The organism is Pseudomonas sp. MS19 (genome assembly GCF_013277615.1).
Taxonomy (GTDB): Bacteria; Pseudomonadota; Gammaproteobacteria; order Pseudomonadales; family Pseudomonadaceae; genus Aquipseudomonas; species Aquipseudomonas marincola.
Genome location: NZ_VBTO01000011.1, coordinates 56,498 through 75,560 on the forward strand (window position 1 = coordinate 56,498; position 19,063 = coordinate 75,560).

The 19,063-nt window shown below is 57.8% G+C and carries 16 protein-coding genes; 7 read left to right on the forward strand and 9 right to left on the reverse strand.

The features are described 5' to 3' along the window. Nucleotides 1-22 precede the first annotated feature (22 nt). From FEZ62_RS12225 to FEZ62_RS12260, 8 genes are all read right to left on the reverse strand, one after another. Entirely contained in the window at nt 23-1,261 is a 1,239-nt protein-coding gene (locus tag FEZ62_RS12225) for an OprD family porin (protein ID WP_090512837.1), read from the reverse strand. A 554-nt stretch (nt 1,262-1,815) separates the two neighbouring features. Beyond that, a complete protein-coding gene (locus FEZ62_RS12230) occupies nt 1,816-2,706 on the reverse strand; it encodes an aldose 1-epimerase (protein ID WP_172927813.1) in 891 nt (296 codons plus the stop codon). A 57-nt stretch (nt 2,707-2,763) separates the two neighbouring features. After that, entirely contained in the window at nt 2,764-3,675 is a 912-nt protein-coding gene (locus FEZ62_RS12235) for a DMT family transporter (protein WP_172927814.1), read from the reverse strand. A 72-nt stretch (nt 3,676-3,747) separates the two neighbouring features. Beyond that, on the reverse strand, nt 3,748-5,028 hold the full coding sequence (locus FEZ62_RS12240; RefSeq protein WP_069900409.1) for a TRAP transporter large permease: 1,281 nt from the start codon (nt 5,026-5,028) through the stop codon (nt 3,748-3,750). Then, entirely contained in the window at nt 5,028-5,558 is a 531-nt protein-coding gene (locus FEZ62_RS12245; RefSeq protein WP_172927815.1) for a TRAP transporter small permease, read from the reverse strand. The genes FEZ62_RS12240 and FEZ62_RS12245 overlap by 1 nt, the downstream gene beginning before the upstream one ends. Nucleotides 5,559-5,625: 67 nt before the next feature. After that, complete coding sequence (locus tag FEZ62_RS12250) at nt 5,626-6,597, reverse strand: TRAP transporter substrate-binding protein (protein ID WP_069900407.1); 972 nt, start codon at nt 6,595-6,597, stop codon at nt 5,626-5,628. 75 nt (nt 6,598-6,672) lie between these two features. Further along, a complete protein-coding gene (locus FEZ62_RS12255; RefSeq protein ID WP_172927816.1) occupies nt 6,673-7,554 on the reverse strand; it encodes an SMP-30/gluconolactonase/LRE family protein in 882 nt (293 codons plus the stop codon). 48 nt (nt 7,555-7,602) lie between these two features. Continuing rightward, nucleotides 7,603-8,424, reverse strand: a complete 822-nt coding sequence (locus FEZ62_RS12260; RefSeq protein ID WP_172927817.1) for an NAD(P)-dependent oxidoreductase — start codon at nt 8,422-8,424, stop codon at nt 7,603-7,605. Between the two features lie 390 nt (nt 8,425-8,814). Between FEZ62_RS12260 and kdgD the strand changes: the two genes are divergently transcribed. The 7 genes from kdgD to FEZ62_RS12295 all read left to right on the forward strand — a co-directional run bounded on the left by kdgD (nt 8,815) and on the right by FEZ62_RS12295 (nt 17,820). Next, nucleotides 8,815-9,726, forward strand: coding sequence for a 5-dehydro-4-deoxyglucarate dehydratase (gene kdgD / locus FEZ62_RS12265; protein ID WP_069900404.1), 912 nt, complete (start codon nt 8,815-8,817; stop codon nt 9,724-9,726). 87 nt (nt 9,727-9,813) lie between these two features. Next, the gene (locus FEZ62_RS12270; protein ID WP_069900403.1) at nt 9,814-11,256 is read left to right on the forward strand and encodes an aldehyde dehydrogenase family protein; all 1,443 of its coding nucleotides are present in this window, start codon (nt 9,814-9,816) and stop codon (nt 11,254-11,256) included. A gap of 99 nt (nt 11,257-11,355) precedes the next feature. Next, on the forward strand, nt 11,356-12,711 hold the full coding sequence (gene gudD, locus FEZ62_RS12275; protein WP_150548602.1) for a glucarate dehydratase: 1,356 nt from the start codon (nt 11,356-11,358) through the stop codon (nt 12,709-12,711). A gap of 140 nt (nt 12,712-12,851) precedes the next feature. Further along, nucleotides 12,852-14,219 (forward strand): MFS transporter, encoded by a 1,368-nt coding sequence (locus tag FEZ62_RS12280; RefSeq protein ID WP_069900401.1) that lies wholly within the window; start codon nt 12,852-12,854, stop codon nt 14,217-14,219. 18 nt (nt 14,220-14,237) lie between these two features. Further along, a complete protein-coding gene (gene garD, locus FEZ62_RS12285; RefSeq protein ID WP_172927818.1) occupies nt 14,238-15,794 on the forward strand; it encodes a galactarate dehydratase in 1,557 nt (518 codons plus the stop codon). Nucleotides 15,795-15,818: 24 nt separating this feature from the next. Then, a complete protein-coding gene (locus tag FEZ62_RS12290) occupies nt 15,819-16,757 on the forward strand; it encodes a 2-hydroxyacid dehydrogenase (RefSeq protein ID WP_172927819.1) in 939 nt (312 codons plus the stop codon). Between the two features lie 202 nt (nt 16,758-16,959). Continuing rightward, nucleotides 16,960-17,820 (forward strand): LysR family transcriptional regulator, encoded by an 861-nt coding sequence (locus tag FEZ62_RS12295; RefSeq protein WP_069900398.1) that lies wholly within the window; start codon nt 16,960-16,962, stop codon nt 17,818-17,820. A 26-nt stretch (nt 17,821-17,846) separates the two neighbouring features. Here the strand turns inward: FEZ62_RS12295 and FEZ62_RS12300 are convergent, their stop codons facing one another. After that, nucleotides 17,847-18,989 (reverse strand): HPP family protein, encoded by a 1,143-nt coding sequence (locus tag FEZ62_RS12300; RefSeq protein ID WP_172927820.1) that lies wholly within the window; start codon nt 18,987-18,989, stop codon nt 17,847-17,849. Nucleotides 18,990-19,063: the final 74 nt, after the last annotated feature.

Genomic DNA, 19,063 nt, shown 5'->3' on the forward strand with positions numbered 1-19,063 from the left:
GTGGAGGAGGTCACGCGAGGTGTTACAGAATCGGCAGCGGGTAGTTGAAGATCAGGCGGTTTTCATCGAACTCGCTGGTGCTGAAGTCACGACGAATCGTGCTGTTGCGCCATTTCATCGACAGGTTCTTGAATGCGCCGCTTTGGACGACGTAGGCCAGCTCGGTTTCGCGGCCCCACTCTTTGCCGTCATCAACTGCGCCGCTCTTGATATTGTCGCCGCTGATATAGCGGTTCATCAGGGTCATGCCGGGAATGCCGAGGCCTGCGAAGTTGAAGTCATAACGGACCTGCCAGGAGCGTTCCTCGGCGTTGTCGTAGCTTGAGTTGTAGCTATCGTTCGCCAGGGTGCCGCCGCTGGTGCCGTTCACGCGCATCCACTTGTCACCGCTGACTCGCTGCAGGCCGAGGTAGAAGGTGTGCGAACCGCTCTTGGCCGAGAACAGGCCGGAGCTGGTTTTGTTGTCCATCTTGCCGGCCAGTTCGCTGCCGTCTTCGCCGCCGATGAAGTAGCCGAGGTTGGCGCCCAGCGTCCAGTCGCCCACCGGTTGGGTGTGCACCAGATTGAAGAACTGCTGGTTGTACACATCTTTCAGTTCCGCGCCCCAGACGCCAATCATTGTGCGGTCTTCGTTGAAGCGGAATTCACCACCGCCGAAATTGAAGCGGTCCGAAACGCCTTTGCCAAAGGTCATGTCGTCCATGCTGGCGTCATCGCGTGGGCTGTTGCCACGGAACTGGCCGCCGTAAAGGGTCAGGCCAGCAATTTCGCTGGAGGTCAGTTGCCCGCCCTGAAAGGTTTGTGGCAACGAACGACCATCGTCGGATCGCAGAATCGGCAGCACCGGCATCCACTCACCAATCTTCAATTCGGTCTTCGAGATACGCGCCTTGCCGGCAATACCAAGGCGGCCGTAATCATCCGCCGGGCGACCGTCATCATGCACTGGCAGCAAACCGGTTCTGGTTGTGCCGCGGCCGCCATCGAGTTTGATCGCGGTCAGGCCAAGTACGTCGACACCAAAGCCGACCGTGCCCTCGGTGAAGCCCGAGCGCGCATCCAGAATGAAACTCTGGGTCCATTCTTCAGCCTTGCCCTGCGGGTAAGCCGGGTTGGTGAAATTACGGTTGATATAGAAGTTGCGCAGGCCAAAGTTGACCTTGGCATCATCTGCAAAACCAGCAGCCTGGCTGCTCAGTGGCAGTGCAGCTGCGCCGATGGCGCTGAGTACAGCAAGAGAGAGGGCGTTGCGTGCAGTCATTATTATTTTGCTCCAGTGTGTGACCGAGTTGCATCCGTCATCGAAACCGCGCGCAGGGCTGTTCTACAGGCAATAAGTGCGAGCCGGTTCGGGGTGCGGATAGTTTTTTTGGGGTTGAGTGACAGCTACTGGGCGCAATTCGCCAGGCTGAAATTCGCCAGTATCGGGCGGTGCAATTGAGTGATGCGAACAAGCGACAGATGGGGAGTGCGGATTGATAGCTTCATGCTGAACCTGTTTTTTGTGATTATTATTGGTGTTATACGTCGTCGTACAACTTGCCTGATTATTCATAGCTGGGTTTGTTGTTGTCAATGTCTACTTTTGGCTAATTTGAGATGTTTTTTTTGTTTTATAACCCTTTTTTTGCTGATTTTCGGCTTTATTTCGGCCGAATTTAGCCTGATGTCTGATTTTTAAGATCAGCCACTGGGTTAGGGGTTGGTAATGCTAAAAAACTTTAGTTGTAGGATGACATCGTGTTTTCTTCCCTCGCGTGAAGCATCGGTAAGCATTGTGCTAACGCGCCAGCGTTGGCCCTGAATCTCGCCCGGTCAGCCTGTTTCGAGCGGCGCGTTTAACGGCTGGTAGTGCAGGCTGAAATCCAGTTCGGCTGCCTCATTCTTGCGCAGCAAGCGCAAGCCGGGTCGGCCTGGCAAGTGATGCGCGTTGATCGGGTGGCTCACAGGTTCAAAGCAGAAGAACTCGCTGCCTGGAGGGCAGAACAGCAAAAAGTAATCCGCGCCGCTGGCCCGACAGCTCAGTTGGTAGCCGGCGTCTTCCTGGCTAATCACGCAGCGGCCATCCCAGCCGCTGAAGGCATGATCAACTAGCGTGTCTGGCAGGCAGTTGCGTTGCCCGAAGTCCCATTGCGCGGGTATCGCGCCCGGCTGACTGGGCAGCTCGCCGGATGCGCCAAGCCACACTTGGCTGGCCAATGCCTGTAAGCGCGTTGCGGCGGTGCGGGGTAAATAGGGGTGCAAGCCCAGACCATGCCACGCGGGTTCATCGGCCAGATGAGTGACCTGTAAGCGCAGACGCAAACAGCCTTCATCCAGCGAAATATCCAGCTCGGCGCGGTATGCAAAGGGTTCGCGGCTATCGAGGCTCAGGCGTGCATGACCGGCGCTGTGTTGTTCAACGTGCCACGCCTGTTGCCAGGCGCTGCCATGAATCGGGTAAGGATCGTGATCAGTATTGGCCGAAAGTGCCAGCCAGCCGTCGGGGCAGTCGAATCCGCCGTTGGCAATCCGGTTCGACCAGGGCGCCAGTGGGTAGCAGGCCAGTCGCCTCGGCGTGCCAGCTGCAAGCGCGGCGTCATCGCTGGGGCGCAGCAGCGGCTGGCCTGTGGCCTTGATTGTCCAGTTGACCAGGCTGGCGCCTCGCTCCGGGAGCAGGCTCAGGCGGGTCAGCGAATCTTCGAGATACAGTAATGCGGGTTGCATGCTTGATCCCCAGTTGAACGCTGCCGGTTTCGGCGGCGCGCTATTCAACGTTGCTGATTACTTTTGCTTGCTGTAGGCCAGCAGCACCACAGCGCAGACCACGATAAGGCCGCCGATGATCTGTATGCCGTTAAGATGCTGATCGAGAATAAGCCAGCCAAACACCAGGCCCGCCACCGGCTCCATGTTCATCACCGGAGCATTGCGGGTGATGTCGAGGCGCGAGACGAATATAAACAGGGTGGAGAAGGCTGCCCCGTAAAGCAGAACCAGGCAGGCGAGGGCGATCCATCCGGTGGTAGCGCTTGGCAAGTGCATGCCGTTCTCGACCACGCCACTGCTGCCGACCAGAGCTGCAGCGACAAACACCACAAGCAGCGTCAGCACGCTGCGCACCATGCCGGGTACAGCGTGTAATTTGTGTTCGGTAATCCACAGGGCAAAAGCAAACACCACAGCGCCTGTGACGCTGAACATCACGCCTTCGATCCAGCGTGCGTCGATTTCGGTTTGGCTCGAAAGCTGTTCTGCAACATTCAGTGCCAGGACCAGGCCGAATAAAATCAGGCCCATTAATATGGCCGCGCGGCGGGTGGGTCTGGGCCCGCCCAATGCCCAGTTGAGCAGGGCGAGAAAAATCGGCGCCATGTTTACCAGCAACAAGGCGAGCGCCACCGGAATACGCATCACGGCGGAATAGATACAGAAACTCTGGATGGCAATGAGTAAGCCGAGTAGCAGTTGCCAGCCCCATGTTGTGCGGCTCAGAGCAACCCATTCACGGCGATAGAAGATCAGTGCGGCGAGCGCCAGCATTGTCACGCCAGCGCGGCAGAGCATGGCCAGCAACAGGCCAGTATCGTGATCGAAGGCGATGCGCGCAGCAATGTGATTGCCCGCGAACGAGCAGGCTAATGATGCCAGTAGCAGCACGGCAATGTGCCGTGGCAGCGGGGTTGAAATAGACATTGCGGGGTTTGCATCCTTGGCCAATTCAAGCATGCGCCGCCCGCAGGCGGCGCTCCCTGAGTTATGCAGCGCTTACAGCAGCGCGTGCGGTAACCACAACGAAATAGCCGGAATGTAGGTCACGGCCATCAGTACCATCAGCAGCGCGGCATAGAATGGCAGCAATGCTTTGACGGTGTTTTCGATGGTCACTTTGCCCACGGCTGCGCCGACGAATAACACGGCGCCAACGGGCGGGGTAATCAGGCCAATACCCAGGTTCACCAGCATGATCATGCCGAAGTGCACCGGATCGATGCCCAGACCGGTAATCACTGGCATCAGAATCGGCGTGAGAATGAGGATCAGCGGCGCCATGTCCATCAAGGTGCCAAGTACCAGCAGCATGGCGTTGATACACATCAGGATCACATAGCGGTTATCTGACAAGGTCAGGAACGCGGTGGTGATTTTCGCGGGGATCTGCATCAGGGTCATGATGTAGCCGAAGCTGGCGGCGAAGGCGATCAATACCATCACGATCGACAGCGTGCGCACGGTGCGGTGCATCAGCTTGGGCAGGTCACGCCATTTATAGTCGCGATAAATGAACATGGTCACGAAGAACGCCCAGACCACGGCGATGGCTGCGGATTCTGTCGCGGTGAACACGCCGCTGAGAATGCCGCCGAGAATGATGAACATGGTCATCAAACCCCAGAGTGCTTCGACGCAAATCTTCAGCGCCTGCTTGAGCGGGATCACTTCGCCTTTCGGGTAGCTGCGGCGTTTGGCGAAGAACAGGCACATGCCCATCATCACGCAGGTGAGCAAAATCCCCGGCCCGATTCCTGCAATGAACAAGGCTGAGATCGACACCGTGCCGCCTGCTGCCAGCGAGTACAGCACCGAGTTATGGCTGGGCGGCGTCAGCAGTGCCTGCACCGAACCGCTTACAGTTACGGCTGTCGAGAATTCACGCGGATAACCCTTGCGGGCCATTTCCGGAATCAGCACCGAGCCCACCGAGGCGGTGTCGGCAACTGACGAGCCGGAGATCGCGCCGAAGAACGCCGAAGCCATGATATTCACGAGAGACAGGCCGCCACGGACGAATCCGACCAGCACGCTGGCAAATGCGACCAGGCGCCGGGACATGCCGCCCTCGGCCATGATCGCGCCGGCAAGAACGAAAAATGGAATGGCCAGCAGGGAGAATTTATTAACCCCGCCCGCGACCTGAATCATCACCGCATGAAACGGGATATTGATCCAGAAGGCGCCTGCCAATGCCGACAAACCGAGGGCGTACGCCACGGGCATGCGCAGCACGATGAGCAGAATAAAGGTGCCAAGAAGTATAAAAGCGTCCATTACGACAGGACCTCACTGCTTTCTTCGTGTTGTTCGTAATTGACCGCTTTGCGGTGGCTCTGGTCGCCAAACACCATGCGCTCGACAATGAAAATCAGAGTCAGCGCACCGCCCAGCGGGATCGGCGAATAGCACAGGCCGACGCGCAAACTTGGCAGAGACGGGTTGAACTGGTTCCAGGTGGCCGCGCACAGTTTGATGCCCCAAATGAGCATGAACAGGCAGATGGTCGCCATCAGCAGTTGCACCAGCACTTCTAAATAGCGCTGAACATGTTGCGGCATGCGATCGGTGGCCATCGACACGGCCATGTGCGCGCCTGCGCGGTAGCTGGCAGCAGCACCGATAAAGGTGAACAGCACCATCAGCAAAATCGCCACGGGCTCGGGCCAGCTGGAACCGCTGCCGAGTGCGTAACGGGTGAAAATGCCCCAGGGAATAATCAGGGCCATGGTCGCAACCGACAGACCTGCAACCCAGATGCAACTGGTGTAGATCACGTCGTTGACGCGTAAGAAGGTATCTTTCATCAGGCTTCACCACTGCCTTGGCGACGCATTGCAAACCGCCGCCAAGGCGCTTTCAGGGAGTAGGGTATTACTCGACAGCTGCAATGCGCTTCATCAGATCGGCGTAAGGCGCGCCGTACTTCTCGCGTACTGGAGCGGTGGCATCAAAGAAAGGTTTTTTGTCGACCGTGATGAACTCGACACCGGCGGCTTTGAGCTTCTCTTCACTGGCTGCGGACTTGGCATCCCAGAGTTTGCGCTCTTCGAGTTGGGCTTCCTTGGCCACTTTCTTGACCAGCGCCTGCTGCTCTTCGCTCAACGAGTTCCAGGTGTCCTTCGACATCACCACCGGCTCCGGCAGAATCAGGTGGCCGGTCAGGGTGTAGTACTTGGCGTTCTGGTAATGGTTGTGCTCAAGCATGGTTGGCGGGTTGTTCTCCGCACCGTCGATTACCCCGGTCTGCAGGGCACTGAAGATCTCGCCGGTGTCCATGGCAATGCCGTTGGCGCCCATGGCCGTCATCATGTCGATGAACAGCGGGTTACCTTGAACACGGATTTTCATGCCTTTGAGGTCTTCGATGTTGCGCACCGGCTTCTTGGTGTAGAGGTTGCGGGTGCCGCCATCCATCCAGGCCAACGCGACCAGGTTGAATTCGGAGTTGGTGATCTTGTCGAGAATTTCCTGACCGATTTCACCGTCGATGATCTTGCGCATGTGCGCCTGATCGCGGAACACGAATGGCATGTTGAAGACGTTCACGTCCGGTACAACCGGGCCGACAATGCCGAGGCTGACGCGGGTCATCTGAATCGCGCCGATCTGAGTCTGCTCGACAACTTCTTTTTCCGAGCCGAGTACGCCGCCTGGGAACATCTTGAAGCTGATGTCGCCGTTGGTGGCCGCTTCAAGCTTCTTGCCCATCGCCTCTTCGGCTACAACGGTTGGATAACCTGCCGGATGAATCTCTGCGAATTTGATTTCCAGTGCGTGAGCAGCACCCGACATGCAGAACATCAGAGGAAGGGCAGCGACGAGCAACTTGCGTTTGAAGTTCATTGGAATCTCCAGTTTTGTTTTTGTTGGTATGCAGTGTTGCGAACAGCGTTGGTTACAGCAGAAAACCCTGGGGCCTTAGCCCCGGAAATCAGGTTCGGGCAAGCCTTTCACCCCCGGTTGCAGAGCAAACACGCCGCCAGCCAATGGCTGATCGGAGAGGTCGCCGCCGGGACGGATCGAGGTGACGAACAGGGTGCTCAGATCCGCGCCGCCAAAGGCGCACATGGCTGGTTTTTTCACCGGTACGGCGAGTGAGCGATCCAGCTTGCCTTGCGGGGTGAAGCGATGAATCAGGCCTTCATCGTTACCGCAGATCCAGTAGCAACCGTCGGCATCGACCGCCGCGCCATCCGGGCGGCCAGGGAAATGATTCATGTCGACGAACACGCGGCGGTTATGCGCCGTGGCGGTGTCGGTGTCGTAATCGAATGCCCAGATGAGTTGCATGCTCGGGTGAGAGTCAGACAAATACAGGGTGCGGCCATCCGGGCTGAAACCGAGGCCGTTGGGCACGATGAAGCCGTCGAGTTGCTGGCTCAGTTGGCCATCGGCAAACCGATAAAGCGCGCCGGCTGGAATACCCGCTGCCATGTCGAGCAGCATGCTGCCGACCCAGAAGCGGCCTTGCCGGTCACAGCGGCCGTCATTGAAGCGCATATCAGCGTGGCTGTGATTGACGTTCGCCAGCAAGCGGCTTTGCAGGGTGCCGTCGGCTTGCGGTTGCAGGTCGAAAATGCCGCTCTGCATCGCGCCAATCCAGCCTTTGTTGTCTGCACGATGAGCGATACAGGCGAGCATTTCATCGGCCTGCCAGCTTTGGCTCTGGCCGCTTGCGGCGTGCCAGCAATGCAGGCGGCGCGCCGGAATATCGGCCCAGTAAAGTGCTTGCTGCTGAATGTTCCAGACCGGGCTTTCGCCGACGGCATTTCGGGCGTCGAGTATCAATTCGGCTTGCATGGAGGCGTCTCTTATTATTGTTCGCGGGCCGGGTTAAGTCGCGTCGACTTATTCGAACGGGCCAGCGGCAACAAAAGCGCCACCCTGATACACCGCCGCCGGATCATCGGCGGCAACAGGCGGCTGCGCCTCGACCTTGTCGCGGAATACTTCGGAGCTGTCCTTGGCGTGGAAGCCGAGGTGTGCTGCGTAGCGATTGTCCCACCAGACTTTGGCGTTATCGGACATGCCGTAAACAATGGTGTGGCCGACATTAGCTGTGAACAGGGATTTTTCGAGCAGTTGGGTGAGGTCGTCAAAGCTCAGCCAGGTGGACATCATCCGGCGGTTTTGCGGTTCCGGGAACGATGAGCCGATACGGATGCTGACTGTTTCGATGCCGTAGCGATCGAAGTAAAAACTGGCCATGTCTTCGCCGTAGGATTTGGACAGGCCGTAGTAGCCATCCGGGCGGCGAGGGGAGAGTGCGTCCAGTTCCTGATCCTGCTTATAGAAGCCGATCACATGGTTGGAGCTGGCAAACACCACGCGTTTAACGCCGTGGCGCCGCGCCGCTTCATAAATGTGGAAGGTGCCGCTGATATTGGCGCCAAGAATCTCTTCGAACGGGCGCTCTACTGAAACACCACCGAAATGCAGAATCGCATCAACGCCTTCTACCAGTGCGTGCACGGCGGCTTTATCAGACAAATCGCACGGCACAACTTCTTCGTGTGGGCCGCTGGCAGGTTCCAGCTGAGCAATGTCGGAGAGGCGCAGGATGTCGGCATACTGGCCCAGACGCTGGCGCAGTACCTTGCCGAGGCCGCCGGCAGCGCCGGTCAGCAGGAGGCGGTTAACACGTGGTTGGGCTGATGAGGTAGGAGTCATTAGGCGGCCCTGAATCAAAGATTGTTATTGTTTGTACGGTCATACGTTGTCGTATGACTTGAAGTTGGCTGATTTCAACAGGACTTGTTTGGGATGTCAACGTGACTAAAGTCGAAAAGGCTTGCACATGCGCGTTACGTTAAAGGGTGTAAATCTAGCCAGATGCAGTGAATTGCTGGGCTTATGCGGTGATTTGTGGCCTGTGGATGGCGGTTATATCCATGTTATATGACCGAAATACCAGCGTAATTATTTGCAGCAGCGAACGGTATTCTGTCGGTTGGGGGTGAAAATCCAGTTGGCAATATGCGTAGTTGTACGATAACGTATTTCTTCAGTTTAGTACCTGTACTGACTCACATAACCGTTTTCCCCCAGGGTGTTCGAATAATGAATCCACAAGAACTGAAGTCCATCCTCTCTTCCGGTCTGCTGTCTTTCCCGGTGACCGACTTTGACGCTGCCGGCAATTTCCGTGCTGACACTTATGCGCGTCGTCTTGAGTGGTTGTCGCCTTACGGCGCGTCTGCATTGTTTGCTGCAGGCGGCACCGGCGAGTTTTTCTCGCTGGCCCCCGATGAATACTCCGCAGTTATCAAAACAGCTGTTGATACCTGCGACGGCGGTGTGCCGATCCTGGCCGGTGTCGGCGGCCCGACCCGTCTGGCGATTCAATACGCTCAAGAAGCCGAGCGTCTGGGCGCCAAAGGTTTGCTGCTGTTGCCGCATTACCTGACCGAAGCCAGCCAGGAAGGCGTTGCGGCTCACGTTGAAGCGGTGTGTAAGTCAGTGAAAATCGGCGTGGTGGTCTACAACCGCAACGTTTGCCGCCTGACGGCGCCGCTGCTGGAGCAGCTGGCTGAGCGTTGCCCGAACCTGATCGGCTACAAAGATGGTCTGGGTGATATCGAGTTGATGGTGTCGATCCGTCGCCGCCTCGGTGATCGCTTCAGCTATCTGGGCGGTCTGCCGACTGCCGAAGTCTATGCCGCTGCTTATAAGGCTTTGGGCGTACCTGTTTACTCGTCTGCAGTGTTCAACTTCATCCCGAAAACCGCGATGGATTTCTATCAGGCGATCGCCCGTGACGATCACGCCACCGTTGGCAAGATCATTGATGACTTCTTCCTGCCGTACCTGGATATCCGCAATCGCCGTGCAGGCTACGCGGTGAGCATCGTTAAAGCCGGCGCCAAAATCTCAGGCTTCGATGCTGGCCCGGTTCGCGCCCCGCTGACAGATCTGCTGCCTGAGGAATACGAGCAACTGGCTGCTCTGATCAAGGCACAAGGCGCGCAGTAATAAACCCCGGAACCCCTGTGTTGTTCGGGGTTCACTTACATTCGACGTGCCGTTGCATTGCAGCGGCCTGTTATCAGGAGGTCACTTGTGGCTGAGACAAAACGCTTTGAAAACTTCATCGGTGGCGAGTGGGTGGCTGGCGCTACTTATTCGGTAAATCGCAACCCATCCGATCTGGCTGATGTAATCGGCGAATTCGCTCAAGCTGACGCGGCGCAAGTTGAACAGGCTATCGCTGCAGCTCGTGCAGCATTCCCAGCCTGGTCGACGTCTGGTATTCAGGCGCGCAGCGACTCACTGGATAAAATCGGCAGCGAAATTCTCGCGCGCCGCGAAGAGTTGGGCACTTTGCTCGCTCGCGAAGAAGGTAAAACCCTGCCTGAAGCCATCGGCGAAGTCAGCCGTGCCGGTAACATCTTCAAGTATTTTGCCGGCGAATGCCTGCGCCAAGCCGGTGAAGTGCTGGCGTCGGTTCGCCCTGGCGTATCGGTTGAAGTCACCCGCGAGGCATTGGGTGTTGTTGGCCTGATCACGCCCTGGAACTTCCCGATTGCAATTCCGGCCTGGAAAATCGCGCCGGCGCTGGCTTACGGTAACTGCGTGGTGATCAAGCCGGCTGATCTGGTGCCGGGCTGCGCCTGGGCCATTGCCGAAATCATTTCGCGTTCGGGCATCCCGGCTGGCGTATTTAACCTGGTTATGGGCAGCGGCCGGGTGGTGGGCGACGTTATCGTCAACAGCCCGAAGGTCGACGGTGTCAGTTTCACCGGTTCGGTTGGCGTTGGCCGTAGCATCGCTGCCACCTGTGTGGGGCGTCAGGCCAAGGTTCAGCTGGAAATGGGCGGCAAGAACCCGCAAATCATCCTCGATGACGCCGACCTGAAAACGGCGGTCGAACTGGCTGTGCAGAGCGCGTTTTACTCGACTGGTCAGCGTTGCACAGCGTCCAGCCGTTTGATCGTGACAGCGGGTATTCACGACAAGTTCGTTGAGGCGATGGCCGAGCGCATGCGTTCGATCAAGGTGGGTCATGCCCTGCACAAAGACACAGATATTGGCCCGGTTGTTTCGCAGTCGCAGTTGGATCAAGACCTGCGTTACATCGACATCGGCCGCGATGAAGGCGCGCGTCTGGTCAGCGGTGGCGGCTTAGTAACGTGCGACACCGAAGGTTACTTCCTGGCGCCGACGCTGTTTGCCGACAGTTCTGCCGACATGCGCATCAGCCGTGAAGAGATCTTTGGCCCGGTGGCCAACGTGGTTCGCGTTGCCGACTACGAGGCGGCACTGGCGATGGCCAACGACACCGAGTTCGGTCTGTCTGCCGGTATCGCAACCACTTCGCTGAAGTACGCCAACCACTTCAAACGTCACGCTCAGGCGGGGATGGTGATGGTCAACCTGCCGACCGCCGGGGTTGATTACCACGTGCCGTTTGGTGGCCGTAAAGGTTCGTCCTACGGCTCCCGCGAGCAAGGCCGTTACGCGCAAGAGTTCTACACCACTGTCAAGACGACCTATATCGGCTGACTGTAAACGCCTCCCCTCCGTCACAATAGGCGGGGAGGCGCTGCTGCACGGTTTCATGGAATACGCAGACCCTTTATAAAAATAATTTGGGACCCGCTTATGAACGCTTCCGCAACTGCACAAACTCGCGCAACTGCCCCCAAAATTACCGAACTGACTGTCGTGCCGGTTGCCGGTCAGGACAGTATGTTGATGAACCTGTCCGGGGCTCATGGCCCGTATTTCACCCGCAATATCCTCATTCTCAAAGACAGCGCCGGTAATGTCGGTGTTGGCGAAGTACCGGGCGGCGAGTCCATCCGCCAGACCCTCGAAGATGCACGCGCTTTACTGGTTGGCCAATCCATCGGCAACTACAACGAAATTCTCAACCGAGTTCGCCGCACTTTTGCCGACCGTGATTCGGGCGGTCGCGGCCTGCAAACATTCGACCTGCGCATCACCATTCATGCGGTGACTGCACTGGAGTCGGCGTTGCTCGACCTGCTCGGCCAATACCTCGGTGTGCCGGTTGCAGCCTTGCTCGGTGAAGGCCAGCAGCGCGATGAAGTCGAGATGCTCGGCTATCTGTTCTATGTCGGTGATCGCAACCAGACCGACCTCGATTATCGTCAGGAAGACAACGCCGACGACGCCTGGGAACGTGTGCGCAATATGCAGGCGTTGTGCCCGGAAACCATCGTGCGTCAGGCCGAAGCGGCGCATGCGCGTTACGGCTTCAACGATTTCAAACTCAAAGGTGGCGTGCTCAGCGGCGAGCAGGAAGTCGAGGCGATTCGCGCACTGGCTGCGCGTTTCCCCGAAGCGCGTATCACTCTGGACCCGAACGGCGGCTGGTTGCTCAAGGATGCGATTCGCCTGTGCCGTGATCTGCACGGAATTCTGGCCTATGCCGAAGACCCATGCGGCGCTGAAAACGGTTACTCCGGGCGTGAAGTCATGGCTGAGTTCCGCCGTGAAACCGGCCTGCCAACCGCCACCAACATGATAGCCACCGACTGGCGTCAGATGGGCCATTGCATTCAGTTGCAGTCAGTCGACATCCCGTTGGCCGACCCGCACTTCTGGACCATGCAAGGTTCTGTGCGCGTTGCGCAAATGTGCAACGAGTGGGGGCTGACCTGGGGCTCGCATTCGAACAATCACTTCGATATCTCGCTGGCCATGTTCACCCACGTCGCTGCCGCTGCGCCGGGTAAAGTCACGGCCATCGACACCCACTGGATCTGGCAGGACGGCCAGCACCTGACTCACAATCCTTTGCAGATTGTGCAGGGCAAGGTGGCCGTGCCTAAAACCGCCGGTCTCGGTGTGCAACTGGATTGGGATGCATTGGCCAGAGCTCATGAACTTTATCAGCAAAAAGGGCTGGGTTCTCGCGATGATGCGATTGCCATGCAGTACCTGATCCCGAACTGGAAGTTTGATAACAAGCGCCCCTGCCTGGTGCGCTGAACCCTGGCGTTAGGCCATCACCCGCACACTTTTCCGGTACACGTTTACAGGGCTCTCTGGCCCTGTAAGCAAACCCTCTGGGTGTGGGGTGGCGGTCGCTGTACTCCGTTATAAAAATAAGCTGTAGGAGTGTTCGTTCCGTGCAAGACCTGAAACAAACGCGCGTGCGTTACCTGATTTTGCTGATGCTGTTTCTGGTAACAACCATCAATTATGCCGACCGTGCGACCATCGCCATTGCCGGTTCCAGCCTGCAGAAAGACCTCGGTATTGATGCTGTCACTCTGGGTTATGTGTTTTCGGCTTTTGGCTGGGCATACGTGCTGGGGCAAATTCCGGGCGGTTGGTTGCTGGATCGCTTCGGCTCGAAGAAGGTCTATGCGCTGGGCATTTTTACCTGGTCGTTTTTTACCCTGTTGCAAGGTTATATCGGCGAGCTGAACGCCTCTACCGCAGTAGTTGGCCTATTCATGTTGCGCTTTCTGGTTGGCCTGGCCGAGGCACCATCTTTTCCGGGTAATGCGCGCATCGTGGCCGCGTGGTTCCCTACCGCCGAGCGCGGTACTGCATCGGCGATTTTCAACTCGGCGCAGTACTTCGCCACTGTTTTGTTCGCCCCGCTGATGGGCTGGATTGTTTATACCTTCGGCTGGCAGCACGTATTTATCGTCATGGGCGCTGCCGGAATTATCTTCTCGGGCATCTGGCTCAAAGTTATCTACAGCCCGCGCGAGCACCCGCGAATCAACGCGGCTGAGTTGGATTACATCGCCAGTAATGGCGGTCTGGTGGATATGGACCAGCCGAAAAAGGCGGGCGCCGATGCCGGGCCAAAGTGGGATTACATTCGTCAGTTGCTGACCAACCGGATGATGCTCGGCGTCTATCTCGGCCAGTACTGCATTAACGGCATCACCTATTTTTTCCTGACCTGGTTCCCGGTGTATCTGGTGCAGGAACGCGGCATGACCATTCTCAAAGCCGGTTTCATTGCCTCGCTGCCTGCGGTGTGCGGTTTTATCGGCGGTGTACTTGGCGGGGTGATTTCCGATTACCTGCTGCGCAAGGGCCATTCCCTGACATTCGCGCGCAAGGCGCCCATCGTCTGCGGCTTGCTGCTCTCGACCAGCATGGTGCTGTGTAATTATGTCGAGGCCGAGTGGATGGTGGTCGGCTTCATGGCGCTGGCGTTTTTCGGCAAGGGGGTCGGTGCGCTGGGTTGGGCCGTGGTTTCAGACACCTCGCCCAAGCAAATCGCCGGGCTCAGTGGTGGCCTGTTCAATACCTTTGGCAATCTGGCTTCGATCACCACGCCCATCGTCATCGGTTACATCATCAGCGCCACCGGTTCGTTCAAATGGGCGCTGGTGTATGTCGGTGCCAATGCCTTGATTGCAGTTATCAGTTATCTGGTGATTGTGGGTGATATCAAGCGGGTTGATCTGCAGGAGCCACCTGTTGATTCAGCTAAACCCGATTCCGATACCGCCATCCTTTCTCACGCCTGATTTGTAGGAGTCTGCGTTATGTCGCAGTTAATTGAACATTCTGACTCGCCGCGTTTTATTCGCCTGCATCCACAGGACAACGTGATGGTGGTGGTTAACGATCAGGGCGTTCTGGCCGGCACCGCGTTTGCCGAAGGCCTGGTCACCGTTGATCACATCCCGCAGAGCCATAAAGTGTGCCTGGAAGATGTTCCCGAAGGCGGGCGCATTATCCGATACGGCCAGACCATCGGTTACGCCAAGCAACTGATCCCGTGCGGCAGTTGGGTGCGTGAAGATCAGTTGCGCATGCCGACCGCGCCGGAGCTGGCCAATCTGCCGCTTTCAACCGACGTGCCTGAAGCGCAGGAGCCACTCGAAGGCTATACCTTCGAAGGCTATCGCAATGCCGATGGCACTGTCGGGACGCGCAACATTCTCGGTATTACAACCACCGTGCAATGCGTGACCGGCGTGCTGGATCATGCGGTCAAGCGCATCCGTGAAGAGCTTTTGCCCAAGTACCCGAATGTGGATGACGTGGTCGCGCTGACCCACAGCTATGGCTGCGGCGTGGCGATCACCGCCACTGACGCTTACATCCCGATTCGTACCGTGCGCAACCTGGCGCGCAACCCTAACTTGGGTGGCGAGGCGCTGGTGATCAGCCTGGGCTGTGAAAAACTTCAGGCCGAGCAGGTTATGCATCAGGGCGACAGCTCGGTTGATCTCACCGACCCGTGGTTGTATCGCCTGCAAGACTCGTCGCACGGCTTCGCTGAAATGATTGAGCAGATCATGGAGTTGGCTGAAGTCCGCCTGCGCAAACTGGATCAGCGCCGCCGCGAAACCGTGCCGGCCAGTGAGCTGATTCTGGGTATGCAGTGTGGCGGCAGCGATGCCTTTTCGGGGATCACCGCCAACCCGGCATTGGGCTATGCCTCGGACTTGCTGCTGCGCGCCGGTGCCACGGTCATGTTCTCGGAAGTCACCGAAGTACGTGACGCCATTTACCTGCTGACCTCACGTGCCGAGAACAAGGAGATTGCCAGCGAACTGGTGCGGGAAATGGACTGGTACGACCGTTATCTGGCCAAGGGCGAGGCGGATCGCAGCGCCAACACCACGCCGGGCAATAAGAAGGGCGGCTTGTCGAACATTGTGGAAAAATCGCTGGGTTCAATCGTCAAATCCGGCAACAGCGCGATCAATGGCGTACTTGGCCCAGGTGAGCGCGTGACCCGCAAAGGCCTGATCTTCTGCGCCACACCGGCCAGTGATTTTGTCTGCGGCACTTTGCAGCTGGCTGCCGGCATGAACCTGCACGTATTTACCACCGGGCGCGGTACGCCGTATGGTTTGGCCATGGCGCCGGTGGTTAAGGTATCCACCCGTACCGAGCTGGCGCAGCGCTGGCCAGACCTGATCGACGTTGATGCCGGTCGCATCGCCACTGGCCGCGCGAGCATTGAAGAGTTGGGTTGGGAGTTGTTCCACTATTACCTGGATGTGGCCAGCGGCAAGAAGAAAACCTGGGCTGAACACTACAAACTGCACAACGACATTACCCTGTTCAACCCGGCGCCAATCACCTGATCGAGCCTGCTAAAAGGAGTGTGTATGCAACGTCTCAATGTGCTGCAAGTGGGCGCGCTTACCGAGCGTTTCAATCAGCGTCTTGCTGACGAGTACAACGTGACTGCCCTTTGGCAGCAGACTGATCCGCAGGCGTTTCTGGCCCAGCACGGCGGTGAGTTCGAAGTGGTTGCCACTTCGGCGCGCTTCGGCTGCAGCGCTGAATTATTGGCGCAACTGCCCAATGTGAAGGCCATTTGCAGCTTTGGTGTGGGCACCGATGCGTTGGCGGTCGACGTTGCCCGTGATCGCGGCATTGCCGTGAGCAATACCCCTGATGTGCTCAATGACTGCGTGGCCGATCTGGCCATGGGCCTGATTATCGACACCGCACGCGGCATGAGTGCGGCGGATCGATTCGTGCGTGACGGCGGCTGGCTGATGGGCAACTTCCCGTTGGCGCGCAGCGTGACCGGCAAGCGTTTGGGCATTGTCGGCCTGGGCCGCATCGGTCAGGCCGTGGTCAAGCGTGCGAGCGGTTTCGACATGCAGGTGCGTTATCACAACCGTCGTCAGGTTGCAGGCTCACCGTTAACCTACGAAGCGGATTTGCTGGCGCTCGCCGAGTGGGCGGACTTTCTGGTCCTGACCTGTCCCGGCGGCGTTGCCACGCATCATCTTATTTCGGCAGCCGAACTGGCCGCGCTCGGCCGCAACGGCATTCTGATCAACGTGGCGCGCGGTTCGGTGGTCGATCAGCAGGCCTTGGTCAGCGCTCTGAGCAACGGCACGCTGGGCGGCGCCGGTCTCGATGTATTTGCCGAAGAGCCGTTGGTGCCAAGCGAGTTGCTGGCGCTGGATAACGTGGTGCTTCTGCCGCACGTTGGCAGTGGCACCGCCGAAACGCGCTTGCGCATGGAAGAGTTAGTGCTGGCCAATATGCTGGAATATGCCCGTTACGGGCGATTGGTCACCCCGCTGTAAAGGTCCTGGGTTATACCTGATTCGTCGAGACGCACGCCGTCCGGCAAATACACTTCACTGGCCACAAGCCTTTGCGGTGTTCTTATCAGCAGTTCAATCTGCAACATCCCCAAGGGTGCGCCACAAGCGCACCCTTTTTAATGGGCGTGCGGCTGGGATGGTTTGGCTACAATAGCGATTCATTTCTTGCGCAGTGCAGCCCATGGATATCGACCTGACCCGTACTTTTCTGGAAATTGCCCGGCACGGCAGTTTCATTGCGGCGGCCGAGCGTCTGCACCTGACCCAGACGGCCGTCAGTGCGCGGGTTCAAAAACTGGAGAGCCACCTCAATTGCACACTGTTCATCCGTAATCGGGCCGGGGCGAAACTTACCGCCGATGGTGAAGCATTTGTCGTGTTTGCCACCCAGATGCTTGAGACGTGGGACGCGGCGCAGCGTGAGCTGCCGCTACCTGACGGTTTCCACCATGTGTTGCATCTTGGGGCGGAGGTCAGCTTGTGTAATCCGCTGATGCTTAAGTGGATTGGTGCGTTGCGCGAGCAAATTCCCAGCTATGCAATCCGCACGGAAATGGCGGAAGGCATGACGCTGTTGCGCTTGCTGGAGCGCGGTGTGCTTGATGCCGCCGTGGTGTTCAAACCCGAATACTGGCCTGGCCTGCAGGTTGAGCAGTTATTCGAAGAAAAGCTGGTCATGGTGCGTGCGGCCAACCCAGACCCTTATGTTTATGTGGACTGGGGCGAAGGCTTTCGCCGTCAGCACGACAGCGCCTTGCCTGACAAGGCCAAAGCTTCGGTGAGTATTAACCTCGGCCCCTTAGCGCTGCAGCACATTCTTGAAAATGGTGGCTCGGGCTATTTCCGCTCCCGCGTGGTCGAAAGCTACATCGAGAAAGGTTATCTGCAACGTGTACCCAAGGCGCCGGAGTTTAGTTTTCCGACGTATTTGGTCTATTCACGGGAGCGTGACTCCCAGACGCTGCAACACGCGTTCAGCGCGCTGCGCGAAGTGGTCGCCAGTGATACCGACTGGTCGCAGCGTTGGGAGCCGCTGATTTAACAAGGCAGCGACTCAAGCGTATTTGCTCAGCCCAGATGGCTGAGCAAATCGCGGTGCAGGGCAGCGATCAAGTCGGACTGAGTAATGACGCCGACCATCTTGCCATGCTCAATTACCGGCAGGCAGTGTAAGCCGCGATCAGACAGCAGCGGAATCAGCTCAACGGCGTGGGCATCACTGTTTACGCAACTCACCGGGCTGCTCATGATGTCGCTGAGAACGACCTCATCACGTTTGCGCAAACCGATCCAGCGGCGCTTTTTCGCCATTCTCAGGCTGGGCGTGACCAAGTCGACCAAGCTGACGATGCCGACCAAGTGGTATTTCTCATCGAGAATCGGCAGGGCTTTCAAATGGTGCAACAGCAGCATGCGCAGGCCTTCTTGCGCACTCGTCTGCGGATTGGCCCAGATCACATCGCGCGACATGACCTGTGACGCGCGAATATCCCCCATGCTGCGGCGCAGCGCGTGTTTCTCGGTGCTGCGGATAATCGTTTCGAGGTCCTCGCGGGTTACGTCAACAAACTCGCCAAGTTCATCCAGCGCCTGATCCAAATCTTTGCTGGTAATACCCACGCGCGACTGCGGTGCAGGGTCACGCGTGTGGTGATCCCCGGATGCTGGCGCTGCTGCTGGCTGGCGCGGATAGCGCACACGCGTGAGGTTGTTGTAAATCAAGGCGCAACAAAGCAAGCACGCACCACTGACGATCACCGGCAAAAATGCCTGCAAACCCATTTGACTGAGTTTGGGGTTGGCGAATACCACGCAGAGTGTCAGTGCGCCGCCGGGTGGATGTAAGCAGCGGACGGTGCACATGAGTATCAGTGTGAGGGTCAATGCGGCGCTGGCGCTGAACAGGCTGTAGCCAAAAAAATGGGTAATGCCGAGCGCGACCAGAGTGGCGACCAGATAGCTGCCAATAATTGACCAGGGCTGCGCCAGTGCGCCGGATGAAACGGCAAACAAAAGCACGGCTGAGGCGCCCAGAGGGCCGACCAGATGCTGGGCTGTTTCAAGGCCAAAGAGAACACTGCACAACGAACTGCTCAACAGCAGCGCGGCTCCGGCGCCGAGAGCAGCACGGATCCATTCGCTGGGACGGGTATGTATCGGGGCCGGTTTGAAGGCACGCAGCCAGGCCGTAAAATGTTGTGAACGAGTCATAAACCAAGGTGCTTTCGACAATAGAGTAAATATAAAAAAGGCTCACCATCATACTGGAGAGCCTAAGCCGTGCC